Annotated in this window: 13 protein-coding genes and 1 riboswitch; of the genes, 9 read left to right on the top strand and 4 right to left on the bottom strand. The window is 72.0% G+C overall.

The window, feature by feature from the left end; translation table 11 throughout:
- Positions 1–12 precede the first annotated feature (12 nt).
- From OG448_RS07520 to OG448_RS07510, 3 genes are read left to right on the top strand one after another with little or no spacing between them, the layout of a single operon-like run.
- Positions 13–828 carry an ABC transporter ATP-binding protein gene (locus OG448_RS07520; protein ID WP_405552200.1) on the top strand — a complete coding sequence of 272 codons (816 nt, stop codon included), beginning with the start codon at positions 13–15 and terminating at the stop codon, positions 826–828.
- Positions 818–1,687: an ABC transporter permease gene (locus tag OG448_RS07515; protein ID WP_405552198.1), complete on the top strand. Its 870-nt coding sequence runs from the start codon at positions 818–820 to the stop codon at positions 1,685–1,687. Before OG448_RS07520 ends, OG448_RS07515 begins: the two co-directional genes overlap by 11 nt.
- Positions 1,688–1,745: 58 nt before the next feature.
- Positions 1,746–2,795 (top strand): ABC transporter substrate-binding protein, encoded by a 1,050-nt coding sequence (locus OG448_RS07510; RefSeq protein WP_405552196.1) that lies wholly within the window; start codon positions 1,746–1,748, stop codon positions 2,793–2,795.
- A gap of 21 nt (positions 2,796–2,816) precedes the next feature.
- On the opposite strand, the gene OG448_RS07505 is transcribed toward OG448_RS07510, so the two are convergent.
- Genes OG448_RS07505 through OG448_RS07495 form a run of 3 tightly spaced genes read right to left on the bottom strand, consistent with a single transcriptional unit; the run spans position 2,817 to position 6,751 of the window.
- Positions 2,817–4,463: an ATP-binding protein gene (locus OG448_RS07505; RefSeq protein WP_405552194.1), complete on the bottom strand. Its 1,647-nt coding sequence runs from the start codon at positions 4,461–4,463 to the stop codon at positions 2,817–2,819.
- Between the two features lie 49 nt (positions 4,464–4,512).
- Positions 4,513–5,454, bottom strand: coding sequence for a sucrase ferredoxin (locus OG448_RS07500; protein ID WP_405552191.1), 942 nt, complete (start codon positions 5,452–5,454; stop codon positions 4,513–4,515).
- A gap of 37 nt (positions 5,455–5,491) precedes the next feature.
- Positions 5,492–6,751, bottom strand: a complete 1,260-nt coding sequence (locus OG448_RS07495; protein WP_405552189.1) for a citrate/2-methylcitrate synthase — start codon at positions 6,749–6,751, stop codon at positions 5,492–5,494.
- A 111-nt stretch (positions 6,752–6,862) separates the two neighbouring features.
- On the opposite strand from OG448_RS07495, the gene OG448_RS07490 reads away from it, so the two are divergent.
- Together OG448_RS07490 and OG448_RS07485 are read left to right on the top strand one after the other, a co-directional pair.
- Positions 6,863–8,044 (top strand): citrate synthase, encoded by a 1,182-nt coding sequence (locus OG448_RS07490; RefSeq protein ID WP_405552188.1) that lies wholly within the window; start codon positions 6,863–6,865, stop codon positions 8,042–8,044.
- Between the two features lie 121 nt (positions 8,045–8,165).
- Positions 8,166–9,233, top strand: coding sequence for a CobW family GTP-binding protein (locus tag OG448_RS07485; protein ID WP_405552186.1), 1,068 nt, complete (start codon positions 8,166–8,168; stop codon positions 9,231–9,233).
- 24 nt (positions 9,234–9,257) lie between these two features.
- Here OG448_RS07485 and OG448_RS07480 read toward each other — a convergent pair whose 3' ends face one another.
- Positions 9,258–11,711, bottom strand: coding sequence for a DNA topoisomerase (ATP-hydrolyzing) subunit A (locus tag OG448_RS07480; protein ID WP_405552184.1), 2,454 nt, complete (start codon positions 11,709–11,711; stop codon positions 9,258–9,260).
- A gap of 311 nt (positions 11,712–12,022) precedes the next feature.
- On the opposite strand from OG448_RS07480, the gene OG448_RS07475 reads away from it, so the two are divergent.
- The 4 genes from OG448_RS07475 (at position 12,023) to OG448_RS07460 (ending at position 16,814) form a co-directional block, all read left to right on the top strand.
- The gene (locus tag OG448_RS07475) at positions 12,023–13,417 is read left to right on the top strand and encodes a M16 family metallopeptidase (RefSeq protein WP_405552182.1); all 1,395 of its coding nucleotides are present in this window, start codon (positions 12,023–12,025) and stop codon (positions 13,415–13,417) included.
- On the top strand, positions 13,414–14,802 hold the full coding sequence (locus OG448_RS07470) for a M16 family metallopeptidase (RefSeq protein WP_405552180.1): 1,389 nt from the start codon (positions 13,414–13,416) through the stop codon (positions 14,800–14,802). Before OG448_RS07475 ends, OG448_RS07470 begins: the two co-directional genes overlap by 4 nt.
- Before the next feature lie 232 nt (positions 14,803–15,034).
- A riboswitch (cyclic di-AMP (ydaO/yuaA leader) is annotated at positions 15,035–15,188 on the top strand.
- A 12-nt stretch (positions 15,189–15,200) separates the two neighbouring features.
- Positions 15,201–15,944, top strand: a complete 744-nt coding sequence (locus tag OG448_RS07465; RefSeq protein WP_391300877.1) for a peptidoglycan DD-metalloendopeptidase family protein — start codon at positions 15,201–15,203, stop codon at positions 15,942–15,944.
- Positions 15,945–16,130: 186 nt separating this feature from the next.
- Positions 16,131–16,814, top strand: a complete 684-nt coding sequence (locus tag OG448_RS07460) for an FCD domain-containing protein (RefSeq protein WP_391300879.1) — start codon at positions 16,131–16,133, stop codon at positions 16,812–16,814.
- The last annotated feature ends 44 nt before the right edge of the window (positions 16,815–16,858 follow it).

The following is a 16,858-nucleotide window of genomic DNA, read 5'->3' as shown; positions in this document are numbered from 1 at the left end:
CCGTCCCGGTGCATGAGCGCAGACACCAGCCCCGCCATCGAGCTGAGGGGCGCGAGCAAGATCTTCAGAACCCCTTCCGGTGATCCGCACACCGCGGTGCGCGGCCTGGACCTCACCGTGGAGCGCGGCGAGTTCGTCGCCGTCGTAGGCCCTACCGGGTGCGGCAAGTCCACCACGCTGACCCTGGTCAGCGGGCTGGAGGAGCCCAGCGAGGGCGAGGTGCTGGTGGCCGGGCAGCCGGTCGACGGCGTCGGCGACCGGGTCGGTTTCGTCTTCCAGCAGGACGCCACCTTCCCCTGGCGCACGGTGCTGTCCAATGTGATGGCCGGCCCCCGTTTCCGGGGCGTGCCCAAGGCGGAGGCCAAGCAGAAGGCCCGTGAGTGGCTGGCACGCGTCGGGCTCACCGCGTTCGAGGACCGGTACCCGCACCAGCTCTCCGGCGGCCAGCGCAAGCGCGTCGCCCTCGCCGCGACCTTCGTCAACGACCCCGAGATCCTGCTGATGGACGAGCCGTTCTCCGCGCTCGACGTGCAGACGCGCGCCCTGATGTCGGACGAGCTGCTGGAGCTGTGGGAGGGCACCGGTTCCTCCGTCGTCTTCGTCACCCACGACCTGGAGGAGTCGATCGCGCTGGCCGACAAGGTCGTCGTGATGACCGCCGGGCCCGCGACGGTCAAGCAGGTGTTCACCATCGACCTGCCCCGGCCGCGCAAGGTCGAGTCGATCCGGCTGGAGCCCAAGTTCATCGAGATCTACCGCGAGATCTGGGAGTCCCTCGGTGAAGAGGTCCGCATCACCCGTGAGCGAGGTGCCGCCGATGTCGCCTGAGACCGTGACTCCGCCGCTCGCCGACCCGGCCAAGCCGCAGGCCCCGGCGCCGTCCCGTTCGCGGGCGCAGGCCGCTCGCAGGCGCCGGGTGATCGTGGTGGTGGCCCGCGTACTGCTGCTGGTCGGTGTGCTCGGCCTGTGGGAGGCGCTGTCCCGCGCCGAGGTCATCGACCCGTTCAACTTCTCGATGCCGTCGGAGATCTGGGACCAGATCACGTCCTGGGTGCTGCACGGCACCGCGCTCGGTTCCCTGGGCGAACAGATCTGGTACACGCTGTACGAGGCGCTGCTGGGCTGGGTCATCGGCGTCGTGGCCGGTGTCGTCCTCGGTATCGCGCTCGGCCGGGTCGCCTTCCTCGCCGACCTGTTCGGCCCCTACATCAAGGTGCTGAACTCCATCCCGAGGATCGTGCTCGCCCCGATCTTCCTGATCTGGTTCGGCCTCGGACCCGCCTCCAAGGTCGCCTCCGCCGTGGTCCTCGTGTTCTTCCCGGTGTTCTTCAACGCCTTCCAGGGCGCACGGGAGGTCAACCGCGACCTGGTCGCCAACGCCCGCATCCTCGGCGCCACGGACCGGCAGGTCACCCTCCAGGTGGTCATCCCCTCGGCCACCTCCTGGATCTTCACCAGCCTGCACGTCAGCTTCGGCTTCGCGCTCATCGGCGCCATCGTGGGCGAGTACATCGGTGCCACCCGGGGCATCGGCCTGCTCGTCGCCCAGTCTCAGGGCACCCTCAACTCCGCCGGTGTGTACGCAGCGATGGTGATCCTGGCGGTCGTGGCGCTCCTCGCCGAGGGGCTGCTGACCTTCGCCGAGCGCCGCGTCTTCCGCTGGAAGTCCTCCGGCTCCGGGCACTGAACCGCCGTTCCGCGCGCCGAACTCCCCGCCCCCGCACAGTCCCAAGGACGTGACCGTCATGCACAAGCGCACCAGAATCGCCTCGCTCGCCACCGCCTGTCTGCTCTCCCTCACCTCGCTCACCGCCTGCGCCAACGAGGTGGCCAGCCATGGCGGTTCCGGGGGTGGTGGCAAGGGCACCAAGGTCAAGATCATGGTCGGTGGTCTCGACAAGGTCATCTACCTGCCCGCCATGCTCACCCAGCGGCTCGGCTACTTCGACGCCGAGGGCCTCAACGTGGAGCTGCTGACCGAGCCCGCCGGGGCCCAGGCGGAGACCGCGCTCGTCTCCGGCCAGGTCCAGGGCGCCGTCGGCTTCTACGACCACACGCTCGACCTCCAGGTGAAGGGCAAGTCGGTCGAGTCCGTCGTGCAGTTCTCGCACGCGCCCGGCGAGGTGGAGGTGGTGTCCGCGAAGAAGACGGGCGACATCCACTCGCCGAGCGACTTCAAGGGCCGCAAGCTCGGTGTCACCGGGCTCGGTTCGTCGACCGACTTCCTCACCAAGTACCTCGCGGTCAAGCACGGCGTCCAGGTGAACCAGTTCAGCCCGGTCGCCGTGGGAGCCGGGCCGACGTTCATCGCGGCGCTCCAGAAGGGCTCCATCGACGCGGGCATGACCACCGACCCGACCGTCGCCACGATCCTGGCCAAGAAGGCCGGCCGTGTGCTGATCGACATGCGCACTCCCAAGGGTTCGCAGGAGGCGCTCGGTGGGCCGTACCCCTCGTCCAGCCTGTACATGAACACGGACTGGGTCAACGGCCACAAGGACACCGTCCAGAAGCTCGTCAACGCGTTCGTCAAGACGCTCAACTGGATGTCCACCCACAGCGCCGACGAGATCGCGGCCAAGATGCCGTCCGACTACTCCCAGGGCGACAAGAAGCTCTACGCGGCCGCCATCAAGAGCACCCTGCCGATGTTCACCAAGGACGGCATCATGCCGGCGCGGGGGCCGGAGACCGTTGAGAGGGTGCTCAAGGCATTCAGTCCCAACATCAAGAACGCCGACGTCGACCTCGACAAGACGTACACCACCGAGTTCGCGGAGAAGGCCGCCAAGTAGCCGCTCAGGGGCGCGGGGTGCCTAGTGCCCCCGCGCCTCTTCCGTGCCCGAGGGCACCGGGTCGCCCAGCGCGTCCGGCAGCACCACCGTGAACTCCGCGCCGCCGCCCTCCGCCGCGCCCACCGAGGCCGAGCCGCCCTGGCGTTCGGCCAGGCGCCGCACCAGCGACAGGCCGATGCCGCGCTTGCCGTGCGCGGGCGGCTCCTTGGTGGACCAGCCCTCCGTGAACACCGACTCCCGCTGCTCCTCGGGCACGCCCGGACCGGTGTCCCGTACCCGGAGCACCACGGTCCGGCCCTCGGGGCGCAACTCGGCCTCCACGCGCGCGTGCGGGGTGCCCGCGACCGCGTCGAGCGCGTTGTCCACCAGGTTGCCCAGCACCGTCACCAGACCGCGCGGGTCGATCAACCGGTCCGGCAGCCACGTCTCCTCCGACAGCCTGAGGGCCACCCCGCGCTCGGCGGCGACGGTCGCCTTGCCCACCAGCAGCGCGGCCAGCAACGGGTCCTCGATCCGCTCCGTGACCTGCTCGGCCGTCGCCCGGTGCTCCCCGACCAACTCCCCGATGAACTCCGCCGCGTCGTCGTACATCTGAAGCTCCAGCAGCCCGAGCAGGGTGTGCATGCGGTTGGCGTGCTCGTGGTCCTGGGCGCGCAGGGCGTCGATCAGGCCGTGCGTGGAGTCGAGTTCGCGGCCGAGGCGCTCCAGTTCGGTACGGTCGCGCAGGGTGGCCACCGCGCCGCCGTCCTCGGTGGGCATCCGGTTGGCGACCAGCACGCGCCGTCCCCGCACGGTCAGCAGATCGGTGCCGGTCACCCGGCCGGCCAGCACGTCCGTCGTACGGCCGGCGCCGAGCGCCTCGTCCGGCGAGCGCCCGACGGCCTCGTCCCCGATGCCGAGCAACCGGCCCGCCTCGTCGTTGAGCAGCCGTATCCGGCCGCTGCGGTCCAGCGCGACCACGCCCTCCCGGATGCCGTGCAGCATCGCCTCGCGCTCCGCGAGCAGCGCCGAGATGTCGGAGAAGGCCAGGTCACGGGTCTGCCGGTGCACCCGGCGGGAGATCAGCCAGGCGGCCAGCGCCCCCACCGCCAGCGCGCCCCCGGCGTACGCCAGCAGGCCGGGGATCGCGCCGAGCAGCCCGGCGCGCACGCTGTCGTACGCGATGCCCACCGAGACCGCGCCGACGATCCGGTGCCCGGCGTCGTACAGCGGCACCTTGCCGCGCGCGGAGCGGCCCAGGGTGCCCCGGTCGATCTCCATCACCTGGCGCCCGGACAGGGCGCGGCTGGGGTCAGTGGAGACGCGGTGGCCGATCTCCTTGGTGGTCGGGTGGGACCAGCGCGTCCCCCGCGCGTCCATCACCACGATGTACTCGGCGTGCGTGGCCCGCCTGATCCGCTCGGCCTCCCGCTGCACCGGCCCGTCGGCGGTGGGCCGGGTATGCAGGACGCCCTCGGCGATCGCCGGGTCCTGCGCGGTGGTCTGCGCGATGACCAGTGCCCGGCGCATAGCCTCCTGGTCCAACTGTCCGCTGAGCGGCGCCAGGAAGAGCCCGGTCGCCAGGACCGCGACGCCGGCCGCGATCGTCACCTGGGTGAGCAGGACCTGCGCGAACGCCCGCCGGGGCAGACCGAGGCGGGGACGGCGGACCGGGGGAGTGGGAGGCATGCGGAGACGGTACGCGGGACGGCGCGCGCCTCCCAGGGCGGCCGCGGTGTCAGCCCGCCAGGGCCGCCGTGTGCAGCGCCCTGACGGCGACGACATCCATCCGCGCGGGGGCGCCAAGAACGTCCACCCCGCAGCTCTCCGGGCGTGGCGGCAGCGCGGCGGTCTGGGCCACGGTCACCCGCCAGCCCCGGCCGTCCGCGTGGCCGACGGTGACCTCCCAGCGGGGCGCCGTGCCCTCGGTGCGGACGACGTGCAGCGCGTCCGCGGTGTACTCGGCCGTGGCCGCCCGTACGGCCAGTTCGGCGGCCTGGCCGGGGCGGTCCCAGGCCGAGCGGCCGCGACAGTCCTCCAGCAGCACCTGCCCGTCCTGGGCGCGGTGCAGGGCCTCCTTGACCGTGTGCGCCTCGGCGCGGGCGTAGGCGTAGCCGTACGGCAGCACGAGCACCGTCGGGGCGAAGCGGTGACCACCCAGATGAGTGACCTCCCAGACGCCGGGCACGTCGGAGGCGGTCAGTTCGGCGGCCAGCGGGCGGCCCAGCAGGGCGCAGCAGCGGTCGCGCTTGCCGTTGGTGCACACCAGCGCGAGCGGGTCACCGGTCTGCGGGCGCCCACCGAGCACCGACGTAAAGGAGCGGGGGTCGCCCGCGCCCAGGGCGGCGAAGTCCAGACCGAGGAGTGTGCGCGGGTCGCAGGTGGTGGTGCCGTACAGCCACACCTTTCCCGGAACCGTGTGGGCCACGTACACCTGCCGTACGGGCGGTGTGCCGGGGTCGGCGTGCCGGCCGGGGCGTCTGATCAGCGCCACCCGTACGCCGGTGTCCTTGGCGGCGGCCTCCAGGGCACGGCCCAGCGCGGGGTCCAGATGGCTCGCGGTCAGCGCTTTCGCGCCCCAGGGGCCCGGCTGTTCCAGCAGCAGCCACGTCGTCGCCGTGGCCGCCGTACCAGAAACGGGCTCGTCGAGGGTCCGGGAGACGGTCGCACACCTACTCACACAGGTGAGCCTAACCTGACCTGAGGGTGGGTACGACTCAGGGTCCGGGCAACGGTTGCGGGGGTCGCGGGCCGACGTACTGGCCGCTCGGGCGCATGCGCAGCGGGCGTTCGCCGTACTCCTCCAGGGCGTGGGCGATCCAGCCCGCGGTCCTGGCCACGGCGAAGACGGTCTCGCCCGCCGTGTCGGGCATGCCGCTGGAGGCGGTGAAGACCGCCAGGGCGAGGTCCACGTTGGCGTGCAGCGGGGTGTTCCGGGCCGTGGTGGCGACGATGTCCCGCGCGGCGAGCAGGGCGGGTTCCGCAGCCGGGAGCTGCTCCAGAAGGCCGAACAGCGCCTGCGCGCGCGGGTCCTCGCCGGGGTAGAGCCGGTGGCCCAGGCCGGGGACGCGGCGGCCGGCCCGGAGTTCGGCGGCGATCACGGGGCCCGCGGTGCCGTGGTCGAGCACTTCGAGCAGCAGCCTGTGGGCCAGGCCGCTGGCCGCGCCGTGCAGCGGGCCCTCCAGGGCGCCCAGCCCCGCCGAGACCGCCGCGTAGGCGTGCGCGCGGGCCGAGGCGGCGACCCGGACCGCGAGGGTGGAGGCGGCCAGGTCGTGGTCGGCCAGCAGACCGAGCGCGGTGTCCAGCACCCGCACCGAGGCGTCGTCGGCGGGTCGGCCGGTCAGCCTGTGCCACAGGCGGTGGGCCAAGGGGCCGTCGTCGCGCTGGTCGAGCCGGACCGGGGGGAGGGCGCCGACGAGCGTGGGGATGAGCACGCGCCCCGCGCCGAGCACGGACTCCTCCGACAGGTCGAAGCGCAGCGGGTCCTCGGCCGACGCGGCGATGGCCGCCGCGCGCAGCCGGTCGGTGGGGGAGGCGTGCGCGGGCAGGGCGTTCACGGTGCGACGGGCGGCGTCAACGGTTGACTCCGGGGCGGTGAAGGAGGCGCCGGGGACGAGTCGGCCGGTCCACAGCCATTCCGCGACCTCCTCGAACGAGTGGCGCGCGGTCAGTTCCGTGGCGTCGACCCCACGGAAGTAGTACCGGTCCTCCTCGATCAGCGTGATGCCGGTCCGCACGGACAGGTCGACGCCGGAGGCCGAAGTCGCGGCCGCCTCGCGCCTGTTGCGCTGGGCCAGCGCCGTCACCTCCCGTGCGTCGAAGGTGCTGGCGCGGCTGCCGGGCTCGCGTCTGCTGCTGAGCAGTCCCCGGCTCACGTAAGCGTAGACCGTCTCCGGTTTCACGCCGAGGAATTCGGCGGTCTCCTTGGTGGTCAGCCGTCCTTCGGGCCGGCCCGGGGCGAGTTCGTGAGCGCGCATGGGGGTCACCGTAGTCCTATCTGGACAGATGGACGGCAACATTGATCGGATCAATATTGACAGCAAACTGGTCAAGCATGGACAGTCGGATCAAGTTCAGGGAGGAACATGATGTCCAGCAACAGGACCGCACCCCTCGTCCAGGTACCGCGTGGACTCGCCGGCGTCGTCGTCACCGACACCGAGATCGGCGACGTCCGGGGAACCGAGGGCTTCTACCACTACCGCCAGTACTCCGCCGTCGACCTCGCGCGCACCCGCAGCTTCGAGGACGTCTGGTACCTCCTGGTCCACGGCGACCTCCCCGACCCCGAGCAGCGGGCCGCCTTCACCACCGAGGTCGCCGGACTGCGGCGACTGCCCGAGGAGGTCCGCGAGGCGCTGCCCGCCGTCGCCGCCGCGAGCCGCGTCGCCGGCCCGCTCGCCGGACTCCGCACGGCCCTGTCCCTGCTCGGCGCGGCCCGCCGCTTCCGGCCCGTGTACGACATCGACGCCGACCGGCGCCGCGCGGACACCCTCGCCGCCTGCGCCGCCGTACCCACGTTGCTCACCGCGCTGTACCGGCTCGGACGGGGACTCGAGCCGGTCGAGCCCCGCGTCGACCTGTCGTGCGCCGCCAACTACCTGTACATGCTGACCGGCGAAGAACCGCAAGCTCGACAGGCCCGTGCGGTCGAGCAATACCTCATCTCAACCATCGACCACGGATTCAACGCGTCGACCTTCACCGCACGCGTCATCGCCTCCACCGGCGCCGACGTGGCCGCCTGCCTGGTGGGCGCCCTCGGCGCGCTCTCCGGACCCCTCCACGGCGGCGCGCCCAGCCGCGCCCTCGACACCCTCGACGCGATCGGCACCCCCGACCGGATCGACTCCTGGGTCCGGGAACGCGTCCTCGCCGGTGACCGGATCATGGGCTTCGGCCACGCCGTCTACCGGACCGAGGACCCCCGCTCCCGCATGCTCCGCGAGATCGCCCTCGACTTCGGCGGCCCGCGCGTCGACTTCGCCGTGGAGGTCGAGCGGCACGTCGAGGCGATCCTCGCCGAACTCAAGCCGGGCCGTGAACTGCACACCAACGTCGAGTTCTACGCCGGCGTGGTCATGGAACTGTGCGGTCTGCCGAGGGAGATGTTCACCCCGACCTTCGCCGCCGGACGCGTCGTCGGCTGGAGCGCCAACATCCTGGAGCAGGCCGCGGACCCGAAGATCATCCGCCCGGTGGCCCGCTACGTCGGCCCCCAGCCGCCCGTGCCCGTTCCGGCACCGACGCCGGTGCCCGCCGGTATCTGAGCCCCGCCCTCGTCGCGGTCACGGGCCGCCGCACCCTTCGTATCCTGGTCGGACAGTCCGTCCGCCGGGCGCCCCCGCCGGGTGCGGCGCCCGGCGAGAACCGTGGGAGGGGTGCCACCCGTTGGCGAACAGCCGTAGTGCGCAGATTCCGGTCGTCGTGCTGGCCGGGTTCCTGGGGTCCGGGAAGACGACGTTGCTCAACCATCTGCTGCACCGCAGCGGGGGCAGCCGGATCGGGGCCGTCGTCAATGACTTCGGGTCGATCGAGATCGACGCGATGGCCGTCGCCGGGGCGCTCGGGGACTCCACCGTGTCGCTCGGCAACGGCTGCCTGTGCTGCGCGGTCGACGCGAGCGAGCTGGACACCTACCTGGCCAAGCTCGCCGCTCCCGCCGCCGGGATCGACGTGATCGTCATCGAGGCCAGCGGGCTCGCCGAGCCGCAGGAGCTGGTGCGGATGGTGCTGGCCAGCGAGCAGCCGGAGATCATGTACGGCGGGCTCGTCGAGGTGGTCGACGCCGCCGAGTTCGACGACACCCGCGCCCGGCACCCCGAGATCGACCGGCACCTCGCCCTCGCCGACCTCGTCGTGGTCAACAAGCTCGACCGGGCACCCCACGCCGACCGCGTCCTCGGCCTCGTCCACGAGCTCACCGAGGGCGCCGTACTCCCCGCCACCTACGGCCGCATCGACCCGGAGTTCCTCTTCGACTGCCGCCCCAGCGAGGAGCGCATCGGCCAGCTCTCCTTCGACGACCTGCACGGCCACGACGAACGAGACGGACACGGCGAGCACGACGCCCACCCCGCCCACCTGCACTCCGCCTACGACACCCTGTCCTTCACCTCGGACGCCCCCATGGACCCCCGCGCCCTGATGCGCTTCCTGGACGACCGCCCGGAGGGCCTGTACCGGATCAAGGGATACGTGGACTTCGGCGCCCACGACCCGGCCAACCGGTACGCCGTACACGCCGTCGGCCGCTTCCTGCGCTTCCGGCCCGAGCCCTGGCCGCCCGGGGCGGACCGGCTCACCCAGCTCGTCCTGATCGGCACCGGCATCGACGCCGACGCCCTCGGCAAGGAACTGGACGCATGCCGGGGCGGCGCCGACGAGGACGACGAGCAGGCCATGTGGGGCGTGCTGCGCTATGTGCCGGGCTCCGAGGACGAGCCCGGCACACCGTAGAGCCCGGCACACCGTGAGGACCGGCTAGGACACCGGCCCAGCCACCACCGAAACCGTCTTCGCCAGCGAGGTGCCCGAGCCGTCGCGGCGCGGGTCCGGCTCCGGCAGCTCCACCGGCAGCCCGGTCTTCTGCGCCGCCCGCGCCGGGGCGGGGCCCGCCCAGGCAAGCGCGAGGCAGTCCTCGCCCTTCAGGAAGCGCTGGCAGCGCACACCACCGGTCGCCCGGCCCTTGCGCGGGAACTGGTCGAACGGGGTCAGCTTGGCCGTCGTCTGCACCGAGTCGTCCAGCGTGCCCCGCGAGCCCGCCACCGTGAAGACCACCGCGTCGACGGCCGGGTCGACCGCCGTGAACGAGATCACCTTCGCGCCCTCGGTGAGCTTGATGCCCGCCACACCGCCCGCCGGACGGCCCTGCTGACGCACCTGGGCCGCCTGGTAGCGCAGAAGTTGGGCGTCGTCGGAGATGAACACCAGGTCCTCCTCGCCGGTGCGCAGCTCCACCGCGCCGACGATCCGGTCACCCTCCCGAAGAGTGATGACCTCCAACTCGCCCTTGTTGGACGGGTAGTCGGGCAGCACCCGCTTGACCACGCCCTGTTCGGTGCCGATCGCCAGGCCGGGCGAGGTCTCGTCCAGCGTGGTCAGGCAGACCACGGTCTCGTCGCCCTCCAGGGGCACGAACTCGGCCAGCGGCGCCCCTCCCGAGAGGTTCGGCGCGCTCGCGGTGTCCGGCAACTGGGGCAGGTCGACCACATTGATCCGCAACAGGCGCCCGCTCGACGTCACCGCGCCGATCTCACCCCGCGCGGTCGCCCGCACCGAGGAGACGATCACGTCGTGCTTGGCCCGGCCGCCCTCCTGTGGAACCGGCTCGGCGCCGGTCGTGCGGGCCAGCAGCGCGGTCGAGGACAGCAGTACCCGGCACGGGTCGTCGGCCACCTGGAGCGGCACCGTGGCCACCTGGGAGGCCGCCGACTCCAGCAGGACCGTACGCCGGTCGGAGCCGAACTTCTTGGCCACGGCGGCCAGTTCGCCCGAGACCAGCTTGCGCAGCTCCGCGTCCGACTCCAGGATGCGGGTCAGCTCCTCGATCTCCTGGTTGAGCCGGTCCTTCTCCGCCTCCAGCTCGATCCGGTCGTACTTGGTGAGGCGGCGCAGCGGCGTGTCGAGGATGTACTGGGTCTGGATGTCGCTCAGGCCGTAGCGCTCCATCAGGCGCTCCTTGGCCTGCGCGGAGTTCTCGCTGGACCGGATCACCCGGATGACCTCGTCGATGTCGACGAGCGCGGTGAGCAGGCCCTCGACCAGGTGCAGCCGGTCGCGGCGCTTGGTCCGGCGGAACTCGCTGCGCCGGCGCACGACCTCGAAGCGGTGGTCGAGATAGACCTCCAGCAGCTCCTTGAGGCCCAGCGTGAGCGGCTGGCCGTCCACCAGCGCCACGTTGTTGATGCCGAAGGACTCCTCCATGGGGGTCAGCTTGTAGAGCTGCTCCAGGATCGCCTCCGGCACGAAGCCGTTCTTGATCTCGATGACCAGGCGCAGGCCGTGCTCGCGGTCGGTGAGGTCCTTGACGTCCGCGATGCCCTGGATCTTCTTCGCGTTGACCAGGTCCTTGATCTTCGCGATGACCTTCTCCGGGCCGACCGCGAAGGGCAGTTCGGTGACGACCAGGCCCTTGCGGCGGGCGGTCACCGCCTCGATGGTGACCGTCGCCCGCATCTTGAAGGAGCCGCGGCCGCTGGCGTACGCGTCCCGGATGCCGTCCAGGCCGACGATCCGGCCGCCGGTGGGCAGGTCGGGGCCCGGGACGTGGCGCATCAGGGCGTCCAGGTCCGCGTTCGGGTGCTTGATCAGATGGCGGGCGGCCGCGATGACCTCGCGCAGGTTGTGCGGCGGCATGTTCGTCGCCATGCCGACCGCGATGCCGGAGGAGCCGTTGACCAGCAGGTTCGGGAAGGCGGCGGGGAGCGCGACCGGCTCCTGCTCCTGGCCGTCGTAGTTCGGCGCGAAGTCGACCGTGTCCTCGTCGATGGACTCCGTCATCAGGCTCGCCGCGGCGGCCATCCGGCACTCGGTGTACCGCATGGCGGCCGGCGGGTCGTCGTTGCCCAGGGAGCCGAAGTTGCCGTGTCCGTCGACCAGCGGGACGCGCATGGAGAAGGGCTGCGCCATGCGCACCAGCGCGTCGTAGATCGACGCGTCGCCGTGCGGGTGCAGCTTGCCCATGACCTCGCCGACCACGCGCGCGCACTTCACGTAGGCGCGCTCGGGGCGCAGGCCCATCTCGTTCATCTGGTAGACGATGCGGCGGTGCACCGGCTTCAGACCGTCACGGGCGTCCGGCAGAGCACGCGAGTAGATGACCGAGTACGCGTATTCGAGGTAGGAGCCGCGCATCTCGTCCACGACGTCGATGTCGAGGATCTTCTCCTCGTACGAGTCGTCGGGCGGCGGGGTCTTGGTGCTGCGGCGGGCCATCGCTGCCGGCTCCTTGCTGAAGGCGTGGGACGGATCGGACGCGGACCATTGTGGACCGGGGCACTGACAACGCGGGCCGCGACCCGGTCCGTACGGGTCCGCCCCCGGTGCTCGGCGGCCCGGCGCTCCACCGCCGTACGCCGGCCGGGAGCGCGCTCGCCATGAGCACGCCTGACGCAGGCTAGTCGATCCGCTGTGGGCGTACGTCGGGCGGGAACTCCGCCGGGCCCTCGCACGCTTTGCATACAGTGGCAGGAACGGCAGGAAAACCGCGGTTTCTCTCGACCGCCACCGCTTGCGAAGGGACGTACATGCCCATGGGTCACACGACCACAGCCCAGGCAGGCTCCGGGGGCCTGACAGCGACCGAGCACCGCCTGGCCAACGGTCTGCGCGTGGTGCTCTCCGAGGACCACCTGACCCCGGTCGCGGCGGTCTGCCTCTGGTACGACGTCGGCTCCCGCCACGAGGTCGCGGGCCGCACCGGCCTCGCGCACCTCTTCGAGCACCTGATGTTCCAGGGCTCGGGCCAGGTCAAGGGCAACGGCCACTTCGAGCTGGTCCAGGGCGCCGGCGGCTCGCTCAACGGCACCACGAGCTTCGAACGCACCAACTACTTCGAGACGATGCCCGCCCACCAGCTCGAACTCGCCCTCTGGCTCGAGGCCGACCGCATGGGCTCCCTGCTGGCGGCGCTGGACGACGAGTCGATGGAGAACCAGCGCGACGTCGTCAAGAACGAGCGCCGTCAGCGCTACGACAACGTCCCCTACGGCACCGCCTTCGAGAAGCTGACCGCCATGGTCTACCCCGAGGGCCACCCCTACCACCACACCCCGATCGGCTCCATGGCCGACCTGGACGCGGCCACGCTGGAGGACGCCCGCGCGTTCTTCCGCACCTACTACGCGCCCAACAACGCGGTGCTCTCCGTGGTCGGCGACATCGACCCCGAGCAGACGCTGGCCTGGATCGAGAAGTACTTCGGCTCCATCCCCGGCCACGACGGCAAGCCCGCCCCGCGCGACGGCTCGCTGCCCGAGGTCATTGGGGACGAGCTGCGAGAGGTCGTCGTCGAGGAGGTCCCGGCGCGCGCCCTGATGGCCGCCTACCGGCTCCCGGAGGACGGCACGCGCGCGTCCGACGCGGCCGACCTCGCCCTCACCGTCCTCGGCGGCGGCGAGTCCTCCCGCCTCTACAACCGCCTGGTGCGCCGCGACCGTACGGCCGTCGCCGCCGGGTTCGGGCTGCTCCGGCTGGCCGGCGCGCCCTCGCTGGGCTGGCTGGACGTGAAGACGTCCGGCGACGTCGAGGTCCCGGTCATCGAGGCCGCCATCGACGAGGAGCTGGCCCGCTTCGCGGAGGAGGGCCCGACCCCGGAGGAAATGGAGCGCGCCCAGGCCCAGTTGGAGCGCGAGTGGCTGGACCGGCTCGGCACCGTCGCGGGCCGCGCCGACGAACTGTGCCGGTACGCCGTCCTGTTCGGCGACCCGCAGCTCGCCCTCAGTGCCGTGCAGCGGGTGCTGGAGGTGACCCCGGAGGAGGTCCGCGAGGTCGCCAAGGCCCGCCTGCGCCCGGACAACCGTGCCGTGCTCGTCTACGAGCCGAAGTCCCCGGAGATGGTCGAGGACACCGACCTGCCCGACGACCCGGAGCACGAGGCCACCGTAGAGGCCGGCAACGACGACGAGGAGACGGCCAAGTGACCGAGCTCGCCCCCATGGAGTTCCACCCCCAGCCGCAGGCCGGCGAGGCCAAGCCGTGGGCGTTCCCGGCGCCCGAGCGCTCCACGCTGGACAACGGCCTGACCGTGCTGCGCTGCCACCGCCCCGGCCAGCAGGTCGTCGCCGTCGAGGTGCTGCTCGACGCCCCCCTGGACGCCGAACCGGCCGGCCTCGACGGTGTCGCGACGATCATGGCGCGCGCCTTCTCCGAGGGCACCGACAAGGACTCCGCCGAGGAGTTCGCCGCCGAGCTGGAGCGGGCCGGTGCCACCCTGGACGCGCACGCCGACCACCCCGGCGTCCGGCTCAGCCTGGAGGTGCCCGCCTCCCGCCTGGAGAAGGGCCTCACCCTGCTCGCGGACGCCCTGCGCGCCCCCGCCTTCGCCGAGAGCGAGGTCGAGCGCCTGGTCCGCAACCGCCTGGACGAGATCCCGCACGAGCTGGCCAGCCCGGCCCGCCGCGCCGCGAAGGAGCTGTCCAAGGAGCTGTTCCCGGCCTCCGCGCGCATGTCCCGGCCGCGCCAGGGCACCGAGGAGACCGTCGAGAAGATCGACGCGGGCGCCGTCCGCGCCTTCTACGACCGCCATGTCCGCCCCGCCACCGCCACCGCGGTGGTCGTCGGCGACCTCGACGGCATCGACCTCGACGCGCTGCTCGCCGACACCCTGGGCGCCTGGACCGGCACGCCCGGCCAGGCCCGCCCGGTGCCGCCGGTGACCGCCGACGACTCCGGCCGCGTGGTCATCGTGGACCGGCCCGGCGCCGTGCAGACCCAGCTCCTCATCGGCCGGATCGGCTCCGACCGGCACGACCGCGTGTGGCCCGCCCAGGTGCTCGGCACGTACTGCCTCGGCGGCACCCTCACCTCCCGCCTGGACCGCGTCCTGCGCGAGGAGAAGGGCTACACCTACGGCGTGCGTTCCTTCGGCCAGGTGCTGCGCTCCGCCCCGGAGGGCACCGGCGCCTCGCTGCTCGCCATCAGCGGCTCCGTGGACACCCCGAACACCGGCCCCGCGCTCGCGGACCTGTGGACGGTGCTGCACACGCTGGCCGCCGAGGGCCTGACCGACGCCGAGCGGGACGTGGCCGTGCAGAACCTCGTCGGCGTGGCCCCGCTGAAGTACGAGACGGCCGCCGCCGTCGCCGGCACCCTCGCGGACCAGGTCGAGCAGCACCTGCCGGACGACTTCCAGGCGGAGCTGTACCGCACGCTCGCGGCCACCGGCACCGTGGAGGCCACGGCCGCCGTGGTGAACGCCTTCCCGGCCGACCGGCTGGTCACGGTCCTGGTCGGCGACGCCGCCCAGATCAAGGAGCCCGTCGAGGCGCTCGGCATCGGCGAGGTCAAGGTGGTCTCGGCCGAGTAGCGGTACCGGCACGCGCGTGTGGGCCCTGACGACGCATGAGTCGTCGGGGCCCACAACTGTGTTCGGGAGTGTCATCGAACACCGGTCACCAAATGTCCGGATTGGGGCGGAGGTTACCCCCTGGGGAGTGTGGGATGCGCTACAAAAGTCCGGACCCGTTTGAAGATCCGCTCCCGTCCCCTTTAGCTTCTTCCGGGCTGTTCGTCAGGCAGTGCGCCGCGCCCGCGGCACCGGACAGTCATCGCCGAGTCCCCCGTAGGGGGAGCCGGGGACCCACCGCAGTCCCTGGGGTGAATCGGGCGCCCGCGCGCGAGCGAGGGCGGCCGTAGGAGACCTTCCTGCTCCGAACCCGTCAGCTAACCCGGTAGGCGAGAGGGAAGGAAAGGACCAGCCTGCTCATGGCGTTCATGTGCGCCACCGGGAAGCACCGCAAGCCCGGCCGGGTCAAGCGCACCACCGCTACGGCGGCCGGTGTCGCGGCCCTCACCACCGGTGTCGTCGGCACCCTCGCGGCCTCCCCGGCGCTCGCCGCGGACAACTCCGTCGAGAACACCGGCCTCACCCCCGTCATCGCCGTCAGCGACACCCTCGCCGACGAGATCGCCGCCCAGGCCACCGCGCAGAAGGCGACCGCCGAGCGCAAGGCCGCCGAGGAGGCCGCCGAACGCGCCGCCGCCGAGCGGGCCCGCGAGGCCAAGGAGCGCGCCGCCCGCAAGGCCGAGCGCGAGCGCCTCAACTCCTTCGTCATGCCGATCACCGGCTCCTACGTCTCCACCGCCTACCAAGCCTCCAGCTCCCTGTGGTCGTCCGGTTCGCACACCGGCATCGACTTCCACGCCGCCAGCGGCACCGCGGTCCACGCGGCCGGCGCCGGCACCGTGGTCTCCACCGGCTGGGGCGGCGCGTACGGCAACGAGATCGTGATCAGGATGGCCGACGGCATGTACACCCAGTACGGCCATCTGTCGTCCATCGGCGTCACCGTGGGCCAGCGGGTCGTCCCCGGCCAGCAGATCGCCCTGTCCGGCGCCACCGGCAACGTCACCGGCCCGCATCTGCACTTCGAGGCCCGCACCGGCCCGGAGTACGGGTCCGACGTCGACCCCGTCGCCTACCTCCGCAAGCACGGCGTGAACGTCTGACCCTCCGGTCTCGTGAAAGCCCCGGCCCACCCGGCCGGGGCTTTTCGCTGCCCGCTTTCCTCCGTGCGCTGTCCAAAAAATAGCCATGGATTCCGGTACGCCATCGGAAATCCTCGCGCATTGCCATAGAGTCACGGAACAAGCGCTGTCGTCGGCGTTTCACGGGCATTAAGGCGGAGGTGGGTCATGCGTATTCCGGCGCACTCGGTGTGCACGGCGATCCGGGACGACATCGTCGCCGGGGTCCACGAGCGCGGCGGCCGGCTCACCGAGGAGGTCCTCGCCCGCCGCTACGGCGTCTCCCGCGTCCCGGTCCGCGAGGCGCTGCGCACGCTGGAGGCCGAGGGCTTCGTGGTGACCCGACGCCATGCGGGCGCCTGCGTGGCCGAGCCCACCGAGCAGGAGGCCGCCGACCTGCTGGAGATGCGCCTGCTGCTGGAGCCGCTCGGCGCCGCGCGGGCCGCCCAGCGGCGCACCGAGGCCCATCTGAAGGTGCTGCGCGGCCTGGTCAGACTGGGTCAGGAGCGGGCCAGGCTCGGCAACAGCGACGACCTGCGCGCGCTGGACGGCTGGTTCCACGAGACGCTCGCCCAGGCGTGCGGCAGCCATGCGTTGACCTCGGCGCTCACCCAGCTCCGGCACAAGATCGCCTGGATGTACAGCGTGGACGGCCCGGCGAGCCCGCCGGAGACCTGGGCGGAGCACGGCGCGATCGTGGACGCGGTGGCGCGGGGCGACAGCGAGCGCGCGCGGGCGGTCACGGCGCTGCACACCGAGCGCGCGACCCTCGCCCACCGGCTGCGCACCGCCGCCGGCGACCGCGCCCGGCACGCGCAACATGCTGTAAACACAGCGGGACTCCGGAATTAACACGGGCGCTGTATACAAAGAGGGATATTCGCGTGCCGGGCAAT

Source organism: Streptomyces sp. NBC_01171 (assembly GCF_045039805.1).
Taxonomy (GTDB): Bacteria; Actinomycetota; Actinomycetes; order Streptomycetales; family Streptomycetaceae; genus Streptomyces.
The sequence above is the reverse complement of the archived record's forward strand: the minus strand, read 5'-3'. Positions and strand labels throughout refer to the sequence as shown.

Coding starts and splice junctions, on each gene's coding strand:
- OG448_RS07515 (WP_405552198.1), top strand. CDS start 818: ATGTCGCCTGAGACCGTGACTCCGCCGCTCGCCGACCCGGCCAAGCCG.
- OG448_RS07520 (WP_405552200.1), top strand. CDS start 13: ATGAGCGCAGACACCAGCCCCGCCATCGAGCTGAGGGGCGCGAGCAAG.
- OG448_RS07460 (WP_391300879.1), top strand. CDS start 16,131: ATGCGTATTCCGGCGCACTCGGTGTGCACGGCGATCCGGGACGACATC.
- OG448_RS07465 (WP_391300877.1), top strand. CDS start 15,201: ATGGCGTTCATGTGCGCCACCGGGAAGCACCGCAAGCCCGGCCGGGTC.
- OG448_RS07510 (WP_405552196.1), top strand. CDS start 1,746: ATGCACAAGCGCACCAGAATCGCCTCGCTCGCCACCGCCTGTCTGCTC.
- OG448_RS07480 (WP_405552184.1), bottom strand. CDS start 11,711: ATGGCCCGCCGCAGCACCAAGACCCCGCCGCCCGACGACTCGTACGAG.
- OG448_RS07490 (WP_405552188.1), top strand. CDS start 6,863: ATGTCCAGCAACAGGACCGCACCCCTCGTCCAGGTACCGCGTGGACTC.
- OG448_RS07495 (WP_405552189.1), bottom strand. CDS start 6,751: ATGCGCGCTCACGAACTCGCCCCGGGCCGGCCCGAAGGACGGCTGACC.
- OG448_RS07505 (WP_405552194.1), bottom strand. CDS start 4,463: ATGCCTCCCACTCCCCCGGTCCGCCGTCCCCGCCTCGGTCTGCCCCGG.
- OG448_RS07475 (WP_405552182.1), top strand. CDS start 12,023: ATGCCCATGGGTCACACGACCACAGCCCAGGCAGGCTCCGGGGGCCTG.